General features: G+C 65.1%; 11 protein-coding genes and 1 pseudogene. 5 read left to right on the top strand and 7 right to left on the bottom strand.

Translation table 11 applies throughout. The features are described from left to right. Positions 1–1,626, bottom strand: a 1,626-nt coding sequence (locus ACE3UY_RS16085) for a glutamate synthase central domain-containing protein (protein WP_374688511.1), incomplete at its 3' end; no start/stop codon positions are given. Positions 1,627–2,082: 456 nt separating this feature from the next. Here ACE3UY_RS16085 and ACE3UY_RS16080 point away from each other — a divergent pair. The 3 genes from ACE3UY_RS16080 to glnA all read left to right on the top strand — a co-directional run bounded on the left by ACE3UY_RS16080 (position 2,083) and on the right by glnA (position 6,132). Further along, a complete protein-coding gene (locus ACE3UY_RS16080; protein ID WP_374688510.1) occupies positions 2,083–3,492 on the top strand; it encodes an ammonium transporter in 1,410 nt (469 codons plus the stop codon). 2 nt (positions 3,493–3,494) lie between these two features. Further along, positions 3,495–4,550 carry a hypothetical protein gene (locus ACE3UY_RS16075; protein ID WP_374688509.1) on the top strand — a complete coding sequence of 352 codons (1,056 nt, stop codon included), beginning with the start codon at positions 3,495–3,497 and terminating at the stop codon, positions 4,548–4,550. A gap of 178 nt (positions 4,551–4,728) precedes the next feature. Further along, positions 4,729–6,132 (top strand): type I glutamate--ammonia ligase, encoded by a 1,404-nt coding sequence (gene glnA, locus ACE3UY_RS16070; RefSeq protein ID WP_374688508.1) that lies wholly within the window; start codon positions 4,729–4,731, stop codon positions 6,130–6,132. Positions 6,133–6,298: 166 nt separating this feature from the next. Here glnA and ACE3UY_RS16065 read toward each other — a convergent pair whose 3' ends face one another. Continuing rightward, positions 6,299–7,453, bottom strand: coding sequence for a CAP domain-containing protein (locus ACE3UY_RS16065; protein WP_374688507.1), 1,155 nt, complete (start codon positions 7,451–7,453; stop codon positions 6,299–6,301). A gap of 179 nt (positions 7,454–7,632) precedes the next feature. Here ACE3UY_RS16065 and ACE3UY_RS16060 point away from each other — a divergent pair, with 179 nt between their 5' ends. Together ACE3UY_RS16060 and ACE3UY_RS16055 are read left to right on the top strand one after the other, a co-directional pair. Next, positions 7,633–9,237 carry a GAF domain-containing protein gene (locus ACE3UY_RS16060; protein ID WP_374688506.1) on the top strand — a complete coding sequence of 535 codons (1,605 nt, stop codon included), beginning with the start codon at positions 7,633–7,635 and terminating at the stop codon, positions 9,235–9,237. Between the two features lie 134 nt (positions 9,238–9,371). Beyond that, positions 9,372–9,932 carry an ANTAR domain-containing response regulator gene (locus tag ACE3UY_RS16055; RefSeq protein WP_374688505.1) on the top strand — a complete coding sequence of 187 codons (561 nt, stop codon included), beginning with the start codon at positions 9,372–9,374 and terminating at the stop codon, positions 9,930–9,932. Between the two features lie 76 nt (positions 9,933–10,008). Here ACE3UY_RS16055 and ACE3UY_RS16050 read toward each other — a convergent pair whose 3' ends face one another. The 5 genes and pseudogenes from ACE3UY_RS16050 to ACE3UY_RS16030 form a co-directional block, all read right to left on the bottom strand. Beyond that, positions 10,009–10,509: a DUF402 domain-containing protein gene (locus ACE3UY_RS16050; RefSeq protein ID WP_374688504.1), complete on the bottom strand. Its 501-nt coding sequence runs from the start codon at positions 10,507–10,509 to the stop codon at positions 10,009–10,011. Next, positions 10,506–11,309 (bottom strand): hypothetical protein, encoded by an 804-nt coding sequence (locus tag ACE3UY_RS16045; protein ID WP_374688503.1) that lies wholly within the window; start codon positions 11,307–11,309, stop codon positions 10,506–10,508. Before ACE3UY_RS16045 ends, ACE3UY_RS16050 begins: the two co-directional genes overlap by 4 nt. 68 nt (positions 11,310–11,377) lie before the next feature. After that, a complete protein-coding gene (locus ACE3UY_RS16040; RefSeq protein WP_374688502.1) occupies positions 11,378–12,184 on the bottom strand; it encodes a class I SAM-dependent methyltransferase in 807 nt (268 codons plus the stop codon). Positions 12,185–12,336: 152 nt separating this feature from the next. Further along, entirely contained in the window at positions 12,337–13,665 is a 1,329-nt protein-coding gene (locus ACE3UY_RS16035) for an MFS transporter (RefSeq protein ID WP_374688501.1), read from the bottom strand. 279 nt (positions 13,666–13,944) lie between these two features. Further along, positions 13,945–14,232, bottom strand: a pseudogene (locus ACE3UY_RS16030) (hypothetical protein); the annotation flags it as partial.

Raw genomic sequence — 14,232 nt, 5'->3', positions numbered from 1 at the left:
GGTGCTACTGGTGACCAGTTCCTCGCGGAGGGCGTCGATGGGCGGATTGGTGACCTGGGCGAACAGCTGGCGGAAGTAATGGTAGAGCAGTTGGGGCCGCTCCGACAGCGCCGCCACCGGCGTGTCGTCGCCCATCGAGCCAAGCGGTTCGACGCCGTCGCGGGCCATAGGGGCCAGGATCAGGCGCAGGTCTTCAAAGGTGTAGCCGAAGGCGTGCTGCCGCTGCGTCACCGTGTCGTGGTCGGGAACGATCTCCGGCCCGTCGGCGGGCAGCGCTTCCAGCGGCGTGAGGTGGGCATCGAGCCATTCGGCGTAGGGCCGGGCGGCGGCCAGGCGCGCCTTAAGCTCATCGTCGGCCACGATGCGCCCCGCGACCGTATCGATGAGCAGCATCCGGCCCGGCTCCAGCCGCCCCTTATACACCACCTGATCGGCCGGCACATCGAGCACGCCGACCTCGGAGGCCAGGATGACCCGGTCGTCGGCGGTGACGTAGTAGCGCGAGGGGCGCAGGCCGTTGCGGTCGAGCACCGCGCCGACCAGCGCGCCATCGGTGAAACCCATCGACGCCGGGCCGTCCCACGGCTCCATCAGGGCGCTGTGGTAGGCGTAGAAGGCCCGCGTCGCGGCGCTCATCTTGTCATGGCGCTCCCACGGCTCGGGGATCATCATCATGATCGCCTCGGGCAGCGTGCGGCCGGCCAGCGTCAGGAACTCCAGGGCGTTGTCGAACATGGCCGAGTCGGTGCCATCCTCATCAATGACGGGCAGCGCTTTGGCCAGATCGTCGCCGAACAAATCGGATTGGAAGAGGGCTTGCCGCGCCTTCATGGCGTTGACGTTGCCCTTGATGGTGTTGATTTCGCCGTTGTGAGCCAACAGGCGGTTGGGGTGGGCCCGCTTCCAGGCCGGAAACGTGTTCGTGGAGAAGCGGCTGTGGACGAGGGCGATGGCCGAGTCCAGTCGCGGATCGGCCAGATCGGGGAAGTAGTCGCGCACCTGCTCGGCCAGTAGCATCCCCTTGTAGACGAGTGTGCGGGCGGAGAGGCTGGCGATGTAGAAGACCTGCGCCCCATCGGAAGCGCACTCGATGTCCTTCTCGGCCAGCCGGCGGATGGTGAACAGCTGGCGCTCGAAGGCCAAGCCATCCGGATCGCTGGCGTCCTGCCGGCCGCGGCCGATGAAGACCTGCCGCATGACCGGCTCGCTGCGCAGCGCGGTCGCGCCCAGGTCGCGGTTGTCGGTGGGCACGTCGCGCCAGCCGAGGAGCGTCTGGCCCGCGGCGGCCACGATGGCGGCAAACTCGGCCTCGCATCGTTGGCGCAGGGCCGGGTCGCGCGGCACGAACAACATACCGACGCCATACTCGCCCGGCGGCGGCAACTGAAAGCCCAGGCGCCGCGCCTCGGCGGCGAAAAAGGCGTGGGGCAACTGAATAAGGATGCCGGCGCCGTCGCCGGTATTTGGCTCTGAGCCTCGCGCGCCGCGGTGGCTCATATTCTGTAGCACGGTCAGGGCATCCTGCACGATCGCGTGCGACCGCCGGCCCTTGATGTGGGCAACGAAGCCCGTGCCGCAGGCATCGTGTTCGTGGCGTGGATCGTAGAGGCCCTGCTGGTGGGGCATCTCATCGCCGGCCGGCTCCTGCGCCGGCGGCTGTTGTCGGTCCTCGCGCTGTCGGGAACGCTCCATGGTCTTTTTCTCCTCTCCCATTCCCAATCGACCTGCGTATAAGTGCTATTCCGGCGTTCACGATAAAATCGCCGCGCCTCTACTATTAATGTACAACCTAAAACACACCCCCCGGAAGAAGGGTGGGCCGTAGTGTAACGGCTTCGGCCCCATCTGTACTCAGGCAGTTTGTACGAATTCTCTCTGGTTATCTTCATGAGTTTTCGCGTCTTGACACACAGCGTCATCTGAGTATGATGGTGTCTTGTGAACACGCCGGGAAGCGACGCCCGGCGACAAAAGAATTATCTGTATCAGGCCAGGACGCCTCTCATCTCGCGGTTCGCGGGGTGGCGAGGCGTTGTTTCGTTGGTGGGACGAAATGCCTGGCCCCAATTAGGAGGAGAGATAATGAAACGGGATCTGCGGCAGTGGCGGCGGTTGGCGAACGTCGTGGTGATGTTCGCCTTGCTCTTGGTGTTCACGCGGACGGCGGCGGCGCAGGGGGAGCAGCCAGAGGTGAACGCCCTCGACACGGTTTGGGTACTCGTCGGCGCTTTCCTCGTTTTCTTCATGCAGGCCGGCTTCGGCTTCTTGGAAGCGGGTTTCGTCCGCTCCAAGAACGTGGTCAACATCATGGCCGAGAACTTCATGGATACCACCATCGCGACCCTCGGCTTCATCTTCTTCGGCTTCGGTCTGATGTTCGGCACGGGCAACGCCTTTTTCGGCAAGGAGTGGTTCTTCCTGCGCGGCATCCCCGAGGTGTTCCCCGGGACGACCCTTCCGACCTACGCTTTCTTCTTCTTCCAGTTCGCCTTCTGCGCGGCCGGCGGGGCCATTGCCTCCGGCATGATGGCCGAGCGCACCAACTTCAAAGCCGACATGCTCTATAGCATCGTCACGTCCAGCCTCATCTACCCCGTCTTCGGCCACTGGGTCTGGGGCGGCGGCTGGCTGGCGCAGTTGGGCTACGTGGACTTCGCCGGCTCGTCGGTCGTCCACATCGTCGGGGCGTGTATTGGTCTGGCGGGTACGCTGATGCTCGGCAAGCGGCGCGACAAGGTCTTCGGCCCCAGCATCCGCGGCCACAGCATCCCGCTGGCGGCGCTGGGCACGTTCATCCTGTGGTTCGGCTGGTTTGGCTTCAACCCCGCCAGCGTCCTCTCGGCCGAGCCGTTCAAGATCTCCCACGTCGTCATCACCACCGACTTCGCCGCCACGACCGGCGCGATCAGCGCCATCTTCCTGTCCTACTACTTCACCCGTAAATGGGACGTCAGCATGGCCTTCAACGGCGCGCTGGGCGGCCTGGTCGCCATCACCGGCGGCGCGCTGTTCGTCACGCCGATGTCGGCGCTGGTCATCGGGGCTATCGCCGGAGGCATCGCCTACTTCGGCGTCCAGCTGATGGAGAAGCTGCGCATCGATGACCCGGTCGGCGCGTTCCCGGTGCACGGCATGAACGGCATGTTTGGCATCCTGGCCGTGGGCATCTGGGGCACGGACGGCCTGGGGCTGCTCAGCGGCGGCGGCTTCACCCAGTTGGGCATCCAGGCATTGGGTATCGTGGCCTGCATTGCCTGGGCCTTCCCGATGGCGATGGGCCTGTTCTATCTGACCAAGCGCACTATCGGCCTGCGCGTCTCGCCGGAAGTGGAAGCCACCGGCCTCGACTTCCCGCAGCACGGGCTGGAGTCGTACCCCGAGTTCGACGGCATTGAACTGCGCGGCATTCAGGTTCGGGATTGGGGCGTGGACGTGCCCGCGCCCGCGCCGGCCGCCGACCGCGGCCAGTTGCTCGCCGGAGCGGGGGACTGAGCATGTCGCGCGTGACGTTTGCCTATCACCCCAACCCGGCTTGGGCCGAAGGTAGCCGGGAACCAAAGCTGTTGGCGGCGGTCGATTTGGCCGGGCACGGCACGATGGAGAAGATCGACCAACTGCCCATCTACGAGCACGCCACACGGCTGCCCGACGGCCGGGAGGCGCAGGTCTTCGGCGCGCTGCTGGCCGGCATCTCGCTGGAGCGCAATAGCCTGGCGGACCTGGAGACAGCCATCGATCACTATCTGGGCGTGCTGGTGCACTATGGCCGCTTGCCGGACTACGTCTTCCAGTTGGGCGAACGGGCCTGGCCTATCTATCGCCTGGAGGACAATCTCATCGCGCGCTTTCCGGGCAGCCGGACGTTCAGCGCCGGTTCCATCGGCGAGTTGCGCAACGAATTGGCCGACCACTTCAAGAAAGTGCGGGTCATAGACTATCGCAAGGAGATGACCGTTCTCTACCTGTCGCGCAACGACTTGCAGCCCTACGCGCCGGTATGCACCCTGCGCGCGCCCGGTCTGGCCGAGATTCCCGTCTTCCGCGACAAGGAAGAGACCGTTCATCTCTTCGCGCCGCTGAACGGCCGGCCGGTCGTCACGGCGCTCGACGACGGCGCGGGCATCCTGGCGCTGCCGGGCATTGTGGGCGACTACCTGGTGAAGCACGGCCGGCTGGCCGACGCCGGCGCGGTCGGCGTGCGCAAGTTGACGCCCGCGGCCTGGACGGTGGTGCAGCGCTTCCTGCACCCTTACAGCCGGCACTTCACTTACACCGACCGCTCGAATGGCGGCGCGCGGCGGGAAATACCGATCTACGTGGACGAGGCGCACGGCCAGTTGATCGCGGCGCGCACCAACCGCATGGGACGCGTGTCGCTGCACTTCGCGCCCGACATCCCGCAGCTACAGTACAAAGTCGGCGAGGAACTGACCGAGATCGGTAAGGTCGCCGTGCCCACCTACGTCACCGTGGGCGGGATCGAGGAAGTGGCCCATCTGGAGTACGTCGAGGGGCGCGGCGGCAGCAAGCTCACCCCTCTGGCGATCTAACGTAGAGCGATTTGGCAAATCGCCCTACAGTGAGGGGATAATAGTACAGAAACCCGTCAACTTCGACTATAATTGATCGTTTTGTAAGTCACTTGTGACCCGGTTCAATCGCACCCAGCGGGGGGAGCCGGGTCCTCAACATTCCGGTAGTCACATTTTGTGGAGGTTAGAAGGAACCATGACACCTAACGACGTTCAGAAATTCATCGAGGAAAAGGGCATCGAGGTCGTGGACGTGAAGTTCACCGACCTGTTCGGACAGTGGCAGCACTTCTCGCTGCCGATCGAGCACTTCAGCGCGGAAGATGCGTTCGAAGAGGGGCTTGGCTTCGACGGCTCCTCGATCCGCGGCTTCCAGAGCATTGAATCGAGCGACATGATCCTGATCTGCGACCCGAAGACGGCCGTCGTGGATCCCATCTGCGAGGCGCCGACGCTCAGCCTGGTCGGTGACGTGTACGACCCCATCAGCCGCGAGCCGTATTCGCGCGACCCGCGCTTTGTGGCCCGCAAGGCGGTGGAGTACATGAAGGGCACGGGCATCGCCGACACGGCCTACTTCGGGCCGGAGGCGGAGTTCTTCGTCTTCGACAAGGTGATGTATTCAGCCGGCGAATACTCGTCGGCCTATCAGGTGGACAGCGTGGAAGGGCCGTGGAACACCGGTATCTTCGGCTTCGGCCACTCGGTTCCCCACAAGCGCGGCTACTTCCCCGTCGCGCCGGTGGACACGCTCCAGGACTTGCGCTCGGAGATGGTGCGCACGCTCATCGACGCCGGCGTGGACATCGAGTTGCACCACCACGAAGTCGGCACGGCCGGTCAGTGCGAGATCGACATGCGCTTCGACAACTTGCTGAAGATGGCCGACAACGTCCAGATGTACAAGTACATCGTCAAGAACGTGGCCCAGAAACACGGCAAGACGGTCACCTTCATGCCCAAGCCCATTTACGCCGATAACGGTTCCGGCATGCACACGCATCAGAGCCTCTGGAAGAACGGTCAGCCGCTGTTCTTCGACGAGGGCGGCTACGCCGGACTGAGCCAGACCGCCTGTTGGTACATCGGCGGCATCCTGAAGCACATCAACGCCCTGCTGGCGATCTGCGCGCCGACGACCAACTCCTACCGCCGCCTGGTTCCGGGCTACGAGGCCCCCGTGGTAGTGGCCTACTCGGCCCGCAACCGTTCGGCGGCCATCCGCATCCCGATGTACTCCAAGTCGCCCAAGGCCAAGCGCATCGAGTTCCGCTGCCCCGACCCGGCGGCCAACCCGTACCTGGCCTTCGCCGCCATGCTCATGGCCGGCCTGGACGGCATCAAGAACCAGATCGAGCCGGGCGACCCGGCCGAGATGGATCTGTTCCACGACGAGAACATCAGCAAGGTGACGATGACCGTCGGCAAGCTGAACGAGGCGCTCGACGCGCTGGAGGCCGACCACGACTTCCTGCTGGAGGGCGGCGTATTCACCCAGGACGTGCTCGACGCGTACGTGAGCCATAAGCACGAGACGGAGATCGGCCCGGTCAGCCTGCGGCCGCACCCGTACGAGTTCCTGCTCTACTACGGCGTGTAAGAGTAAGAATCCGCAGATTACGAAGATTTAGCAGATTTTAGAAGAGGCTCACGCAAAGACCGCAAAGGATGCTAAGAACGCCAGAGAAGAATAATTCTTTGGCGTTCTTGGCGCTCTTAGCGTACTTTGCATGAGCTTCTTAATCTGCGAAATCTGCGGATTCTTCTTATCGGGGAGGGCCGACGGCGGTGTGGAAGCTCCAGGTGTAGGTCTGGCCGTTGGCGTCCACGCGAACGGCATAGGTCGAGTCGGGCAGCAGCGGCGTGTGGGGGATGATGACGATAGCGTCGCGCTGGTCGAGAATGAGGCGGGCCGACTGCTGCGTCCAGTCATCGGGGTGGGTGTAGCTCGTCTCGTCGAACTGGCAAAAGTCGATCGGCTGTCCGTCCCGGTAGAGCGCCGCGCCCGTCACGCGGGGGGTCAGGCTGCCATCGCCGATCTGCAAGATAACAGGCGCGCCGGTCGCTTGGCTATAGCCCGTGCAGTGGCTCAGAGCGGCGGGAAACTCCGGCAGCGAGTAGCGCAAGACCCAGGTCACGCTCCCATCGCCCGGCCACATGATGGGGAAGCTGACGCCCTCCGGCAGCGGCCCCCGGCCTCGCTCCACATCCAGCGTCGCCCCCACCCGCGTGATGACGCCGGCCGGATCGCGGTACTCCCCAAACCCCGTGGTCGCCAGTTGCGGATCGAGGAGGGGGATGGCGTGGAACGGCGCGGAGATCCAGTAGTTGAAAGCCCACTCGAACGGCGCGGAACTCAGGTTGCCGAGGGCGATGTTGCCGTGATCGGCGGCGGTGTTGCCGCTCTGGGTATAGTAAGGGTTACTCGCGTCTTCCTTGTGGCTCACCAGGCCCGTCAGCGTCATGTAGCGGCTGTGCAGGCCGCTCTCGGCCGACCAGGCGGTGTTTTCCACGAGCGGCGGCAACTTAGCCGCCGTGCGAAATAGATTCGCAAAGCGTAGCCAGTCCGGCCCAAGCGCCTCGACTGTCGGCGAGGGTAGCGGTTCCGGCGTGGGCGAGGGGGTATCGGTTGGCGCGGGGCTGGGCGTCGGCTCGGCTGTCGACGTCGCGGTGGGCGCTTCGGCCAGCGCGGCCGTGGGCGACGGCGTGGGGACGGGCGGCTCCTCGGTGGGCGAAGCCACGGCAGGCGAGGCGGTCGGCGTCATAGTCGCGGCCGGCGTGGCGCTGGCAGGCGCTTCGACCACAGCCGTTGGTTCGGCGACGGACGGCGAATCCCCTCGACTGCGCGCCAGCATGACTCCCAGAACCCCGTTCACCAGCAGCGACAGGCCCAACAAAGCGAGAAGTGTATTGCGTCCCATAGAGGCCCCTCTCCAACGGGCGACTATTTTTAGTTATGAAAAGTAGCGCGTGGGGGATTATACACAAAGCGCCATCTGATGCACGCGCAGACCTGACAGGTGGGCGGCTATAAGTTTCGCTCTCGCCAGAAACTATCTGGCCGCTCACCTGTCAGGTCTTTGGTGTATAATGATCGGTCGTGACGCTCGAAACGACCGAAACCGGCCTGGCCCGCCCCCGCTCCTTCGCCGCCCTGCGCGAGATCGCCCGCTCGCTCAGCGCCGCCTGGGACCTGGACACCACGCTCGACCTCATCGCCCGCAAGACGACCGAGGTGATGGGCGTCGACTCCTGCACCATCTACCTGCTAGACCCCGACGATGTGACGTTGCGGCTGCGGGCGACGACCGGCCTGGCCCGGCAGTCGCTCGGTCGAGCCACCTTGCAGATCGGTGAGGGCATGACCGGCTATGCCGTGGCCCAAAACCGGCCGATCTACGCCGCCGACGCCCAGCACGACCCGCACTTCAAATGGGTTGATGACACGGGCGAGAGGCGCTTCCGCTCGCTGCTGGCGATGCCGCTGGTGCTCAACGACCGGCCCATCGGCGCGCTGAACGTCCAGACGACCGAGCCGCGCGGCTTCAGCGATGAGGAGATCGACATTCTGGCCCTGCTGAGCGACCTGGCCGCCGGGGCGCTGGTGAAGGCGCGCCTCTATGACCGGCAGCGCCGCCAACTGGACGAGTTGCGCGCGCTGGCCCAGGTCAGCGCGGCCATCACCTCGCCCCAGTACCTCGATGACATCCTGGAGGTGGTGACCGAACTGGCCGCCCAGACAGTGGGCGCGACGGCCTGCGCCATTCACCTGCTGGAGAGCAACGGCCACGACGCGGCGGCTGAGCCGGCTGCTTTTGCCGGGCGGCTGGCCGGTCACACCGGCGCGGCCTTGCCCGACGCCGCGGCGCTGGCGCGGGTGGCCGAGAGCGGCCGGCCGTTCCACGCGCCGCAGCCGGACGGCGGGTCGCTGCTGGCCGTGCCGCTGGCGGTGCAGGAGCGCGTCATCGGCGTCCTGACCTGTCTCGCGCCGCCCGGCCACCCGTTCGGCGACGGGCAAGAGGTGCTGCTGACGACGCTGGCTAACCAGACGGCGCTGGCCATCGAGAACGCACGGCTGGTAACCAACGTCGCCGTGGTGCGCGAGATGCACCACCGCATCAAGAACAACCTGCAAACGGTAGCCATGCTCATGCAGCTCCAGTTGCCGGAGGCCGACCGGTTGGAGACGCGCCAGGTGTTGCTGACCAACATCCACCGCATCCGCAGCATCGCCGCCGTCCATGAGGTGCTGTCCGACCAGGGCTTCCGGCTGGTGGACGTGAAGGCGGTGCTGGAGCGGATCGCGCGGACGACAATGGCCGACATGTCGCGGCCCGACCAGGACGTGCGCATCGCCATCCACGGCGACAACCTGCAACTGCCCAGCCGGGGCGCGACGGCGCTGTCGGTCGTGGTCAACGAACTGGTGCAGAACAGCCTGGAGCACGCCTTCGTCGGCCGCGCCGCCGGCCGCATCGACATCTCCCTGGCCCGCACGCCCGATGCGCTGATGCTCCTGGTGCGCGATGACGGCGTGGGCCTGCCGGACGAGATCGAACGCAGCCTGGGGCTGGAGATCGCCGAGACGCTGGTGGCCGACGACCTGCGCGGCGAGCTTCAGTTCAACCGCCTGGCCGCCGGGGCCGAGGTGTGCATCCGCCTGCCCCGCGCCGCCGAGCGACCGGATGCGTTAAGCCATGAATGAATCAACCACGGATTTTCACGGATCGAGCGGATTAGACGGATTGAACGGAGCGAATATAGGGTCGAAGTGTTTCAATCCGTATCATCCGTCAAATTCGTGAGAATCCGTGGTTCATTTATTCTCCGAGGAATGACATGCTGATCCTGATCGCTGAGGATGAATCGCTGATCCGCCTGGGGCTTAAGTCGATGCTGGAAGAATTGGGTCACCAGGTCATCGCCGCGACCAACGGTCGTGAGGCGCTGCGGATGGCCGAGCGGCAGCCGCCCGACCTGGCTATCCTGGACATCCAGATGCCCTACACCGACGGCCTGCAAGCGGCGCGGGCGCTGGCAGCCAGCCGGCCGCTGCCCATCCTTATCCTGACCGCCTTCAGCCAGCGAGAGATGATCGAGCGGGCAACCGACCTACCCATCCACGGCTATCTGGTCAAACCCATCAAACCGGAAGACCTGGACGCGGCCATCATCGTGGCCGTGAAGCGCTTCGCCGACAGCGAGGCGCAAGCGGAGCGCACGGCCGACCTGGAGCGCGAGTTGGCGGCGCGCAAACTCATCGACCGGGCCAAGGGGCGGCTGATGCAGACGGGGCTGACGGAGGAGGACGCCTACCGCGCCTTGCAAGATCGCGCCCGGCGCAACCGGCAGACCCTCGTTGCCGCGGCCGAGGCGGTCTTGCGCCAGCACGCGCATTAAGAAATGGCTACGGATTACGACGGATGGGACAGATACATCAATCCGTTTCATCCGTCATAATCCGTAGCCATTCTCTTCATCCACTTACCAGCCCCAATGGTTTCCAATTCGCCATGACCTCGAGCAGTTCATTCGCCAGGTCGTAGCTCTCGCGCATGAACTGTTCGGTGTAACCATACTGCTCGGCCGCCTCGGCAAATTCGTCTTGATCGACAATCTGCGGCGTTTGCCCGGGCAATTGAAAGACGTCTAATTCGTGGTCGATGAACCGTATCTCGCCGTCGTTGAGCTCAATCGGGCTGATAATGTCGCTGTAAAGCTCATACAGTTGGCCGTCCGGGTTATAGATCTCCAACAGATTGTGGCGGCGGCCAGGCCAATAGTAGGCGCGGATGTACCAGCGCCGGTAGTGGATAGGCTCCGCAAAGCGATCCGGGTTGTGATATACGGGAATACCGGGCGCGGCATAGGTGATGATGCAGTCGGCGTGCACCGCCTCTACCCGAGCCTGCCACCAACGATACGGGCTGCCGTCGCTCTTGTAGACCCTCAACCAGATGTCATCGCCCGGCTTCACGATAACCTCCCGCACAGTTGCAACGACTTCAGCGCCTCGATGGTCACGTGCACGCTGTTCTCGATCCCCTCGTCGCTCGGCCAGTGGCCGGCCGCGTCGCGCAAGGCCACCAGCCGGTTGAGCGCGCCGCTCACGGCCGGGTCGGCGGCGGGTACGCCCCCCTCGCGCAGGGCGATGATGAGCCAGGCCAGGTTGCCGGCGGAGAGGTCGTCCAGGCGCGTCGCCAGGTAGGCCAGCGTCTTGGTCGCCTCGTCTACCAGGCCGCGCTGCTGCCAGAGGGCGGCGGCCAGCCAGTGAGTTTGCAGGAAGGAGGGCAGTTGGCCGTCCTCGCGCACGTGGTAGCTGAGGTAGGAGGCGGCGTCGCGGGCGGCGGACGGAACCAGGCCCGTCATCGCCACCCAGAAGCCGCAGTTGGCCGTCAGGTAGAGGCGGGCGTCCGTCTCGCCCGGCGCGGCCCAGGGGGGCGCAGTGGCGGCCTCGGCCGCCTCCTCCTCCCACTCGCCGGTCGGGCGCTGCCGCTCGGCCAGAAAGCGCACGGCGTCAATGAACAGCGGCGCGCGCCGGTCGATGCCCGCCTGGTCGGCCAGGGCCAACTGGAAGCAGGTCGCGTCGAGCGAGCTGTACTCCGGGGCCCACGGCGGCGCCCAGCCGCCGTCGCTGCGCTGCGACTGTAGGAACTGCTCACGCACGTCGGCCGGCGCGGCCTCGCCGTGCAGCAGGTAGCGCAGGCGGGCGTGTTCGACGGCTGTCCCCCTCTGGTTAACGTATTCGATTGCTGGTTGCAGGTCTAAAGCGTCCATGCCCGAATAGTACACGATCTACGCCGGCCTGAATCTGTGTAATCTGTGAAATCTGTGGATTCTCTTCTCTAAACAATGCCGACCCGCACCCGCGACGTCCAGTGCCAGCGCTCCGGCGCGGGGATGAGCGGGGTCAACTCGTCGCGCAGCCGGTCGATGCCCACCTCGGCCGGCGACAGGCCCGCCTTGAGCAGCGATTGCACCGCGCCCAGGCTGAGGGCCAACCCTACCAGCCGACCGGCGCTGCCCTCGTCGGTGTGGTGGAGCGCCAACTCGCGCGTGTGCTGGAAGTGGCCGCTGCGCTGCATCCGCTCCAGATGGCCGGCCTTGTTGGCGCTCACCAGCCCTTCGCGGATAGGGTAGCGCTCCTCTAGCTCGCGGACGCCGCGCAGGAAGCGGCGGTAGGCCGCCTCCGCCTCCCAACGCGGCATAATGGGCGGCCAGTCGTAGTCGCAGGCGGCGAAGGCCCCGCCGGGCCGCAGGACGCGCGCCACCTCGGCAAACGTCGGCTCGGGCAGCATCCAGTGCAGCGATTGAGAGCAGGTCACGATGTCGGCGCAGTGATCGGGCAGGCCGGTCTGGTGCGAGAGAGCCTGGACGAAGGTCACGTGGGGCGCGGCCGTGGCGGTCTCGGCCTGGCGGCGCATGTCGTCCGATGGCTCGACGCCCACGACCTGCTCGGCCCGGCCGGCCCAGTAGCGGGTGGACGTGCCCGTACCGCTGCCCAGATCGACGACCAGCGCCGGCCGCTCCACGCCGGCGTAGGCGCACAGCACGTCGGCCAGCGCCGCCGGTGGGTGGGGGCGGTACGTATCGTAGGTGTCGGCAAAACCGCTAAAGCGGCGCAGGTTGGCGCTGAAATCAGTTGAGTTCAAGAGACTCCTTTAAGAGGAACACAGAGAGACACAGAGATCGCACAGAGAGACACAGGGGAAGAGGAGCCCCTTCCTCTGTGTCTCTCTGTGTCCGCCCTCCGTGTCACTCAGTGTCCCTCTTCTCTGCTTGCTCCATCGAACGTTCAGGCAGGTTAAAGGATAACGCCCTCCGGGTTGTTGCCGGACTCCACAATGGCGCGGCGGACGTCGACGCGGCTGAGCAAGATCAGCCCGACCACGAAAAAGATGATCAGGGTGACAATGGCGATGCGCTGGGAGCCGGTCAACTGGACGGCAAGACCAAAGGCGGCCGTGCCCAGCCACGATGTGCCCCGCTCGCTGATCTCGTAGAAGCCGAAGTACTTGGCCTCGTGCTGGCGCGGGATCATCTGCGAGTAGAGCGAGCGGCTGAGCGCCTGCGATCCGCCCAGTACCAGCGCCAGCACCGCGCCCATGATGAATAGTTCGAGCTGGTTGTCCAGGAAGGCGTAGGCGAAGATGACCACGCCCGACCAGAGGACGAGGCTGATCATGATCGCCCGCTTCGCGCCGATGCGGCCGGCCAGATAGCCAAAGAGCAGCGCCCCGCCGAAGGCCATGAACTGGATCATCAGCACCAGGATGAGCAACGTCGCCTGCGGCACGCCCAACTCGGCCGAGGCGAACGCGGCCGAGACGACAATAACGGTCTGGATGCCGTCGTTATAGATCAGATAGGCCAACAAGTAGCGCAAAGTCATCGGGTACTGCCGCCACAGTTCACCGAAGGTGTCCAGAACTTCGCGGACGCCGTGGGCGAACAGGTTCACCGGCGGACGCTGGCGGGCCGGGGCGCGCTGGACGAGCCGCGGCCGGGGGAAAAGCAGGGTAAATACCAGCCACCACACGCCGGCGCTGGCCAGGCTCAGGCGCACGGCCAATACTTGCCGGTCGGGCATCAAGGTCAACATGACCAGGTTGATGAGCAGCAACAGGCCGCCGCCCAGGTAGCCGAGCGCCCAGCCGCGCGAGCTCACCGCGTCGCGCCGGTCGGGTGAGGCGATCTCCGGCAGGAAGCTGTTGTAGAAAACGATGGCCGCGCCGAAAGCGAGGTTGGCGACGATGAAGAGCAGACAGCCGAGCAGGGCCGCCCCGTTCGGCCCCAGCGCGGGCATATCGCCGTTGACGAAGTAGAACAGGATGGTGAAGAACGCCCCGGTATAGGCGAAAGCCAGCAGCAGGCGCTTCTTCAGGCTGGTGTAGTCGGCGATGGAACCGAGCAGGGGCAAGAACAAGACCTGCAAGACGACGGAGATGGACACGCTGAACGGGTAGAGCGCGCCGGGTTCGATGACTGTACCCAAAAGGCGAAGCGGTTCGGGGCTAGATCGCAGAAGGCCTTCGATGTAGGGGCCGAGCAGGGCCGTGCCGACGGTGGTGCTGAAGGCCGAGTTGGCCCAGTCGTACATCATCCAACCGGTAATTTCGCGCTTGTCGTTCAACGATACGCTCCTGTGAGGGGGCGCGCCGCGCCGGATGAGCCACGTCGCGCCGTTCTGGCTGTGAAGTCGCCAACAAAAAAGGGGACGGTGGCAGCCGGGCGGATGGGGATCCGCCTTGCGCCCTCGTCCCCGTCATGTCCCTATGACCCGGGTTTCATCACCCGGATTATGCCTGCGGTCGCGCCATCCGGCAATTAAAGACCTGAGAGGTGGGCGACCACACGTTTCGTTCCTGATAAAGTAACTTTGGCCGCCCAGTTGTTAGATCTCAGAGAGCAATCAACTCGCCGGCGCCTCCAGCGGCGCTTCGAACGCCGGCCGGCACGCATTGTAGTCGTTGCCGATGATCACCCGGTAGTTGAAGTCGGAGGACTCATCGCTCAGAATAATATTGTCCGGGGACTGATCCATGACCCAGCCGAGCAGCCAGTCGTAGGAGCCTTTGAAGTTCTCGCCGAAGTAGGTGATCTCGGTGCGCTCCTGCTCCGGCAACGGCTCGACGATGGTCGGGGCAAAGCCATACCAGGCCAGGTTGTCAGCGGCCAGCCGCGCCTGGGCCGGGTAGCG

It is taken from the genome of Promineifilum sp. (SeqCode), assembly GCF_041918635.1.
Classification (GTDB): domain Bacteria; phylum Chloroflexota; class Anaerolineae; order Promineifilales; family Promineifilaceae; genus Promineifilum.
The sequence above is the reverse complement of the archived record's forward strand: the minus strand, read 5'-3'. Positions and strand labels throughout refer to the sequence as shown.

Coding starts and splice junctions, on each gene's coding strand:
- ACE3UY_RS16080 (WP_374688510.1), top strand. CDS start 2,083: ATGAAACGGGATCTGCGGCAGTGGCGGCGGTTGGCGAACGTCGTGGTG.
- ACE3UY_RS16075 (WP_374688509.1), top strand. CDS start 3,495: ATGTCGCGCGTGACGTTTGCCTATCACCCCAACCCGGCTTGGGCCGAA.
- glnA (WP_374688508.1), top strand. CDS start 4,729: ATGACACCTAACGACGTTCAGAAATTCATCGAGGAAAAGGGCATCGAG.
- ACE3UY_RS16065 (WP_374688507.1), bottom strand. CDS start 7,453: ATGGGACGCAATACACTTCTCGCTTTGTTGGGCCTGTCGCTGCTGGTG.
- ACE3UY_RS16055 (WP_374688505.1), top strand. CDS start 9,372: ATGCTGATCCTGATCGCTGAGGATGAATCGCTGATCCGCCTGGGGCTT.
- ACE3UY_RS16045 (WP_374688503.1), bottom strand. CDS start 11,309: ATGGACGCTTTAGACCTGCAACCAGCAATCGAATACGTTAACCAGAGG.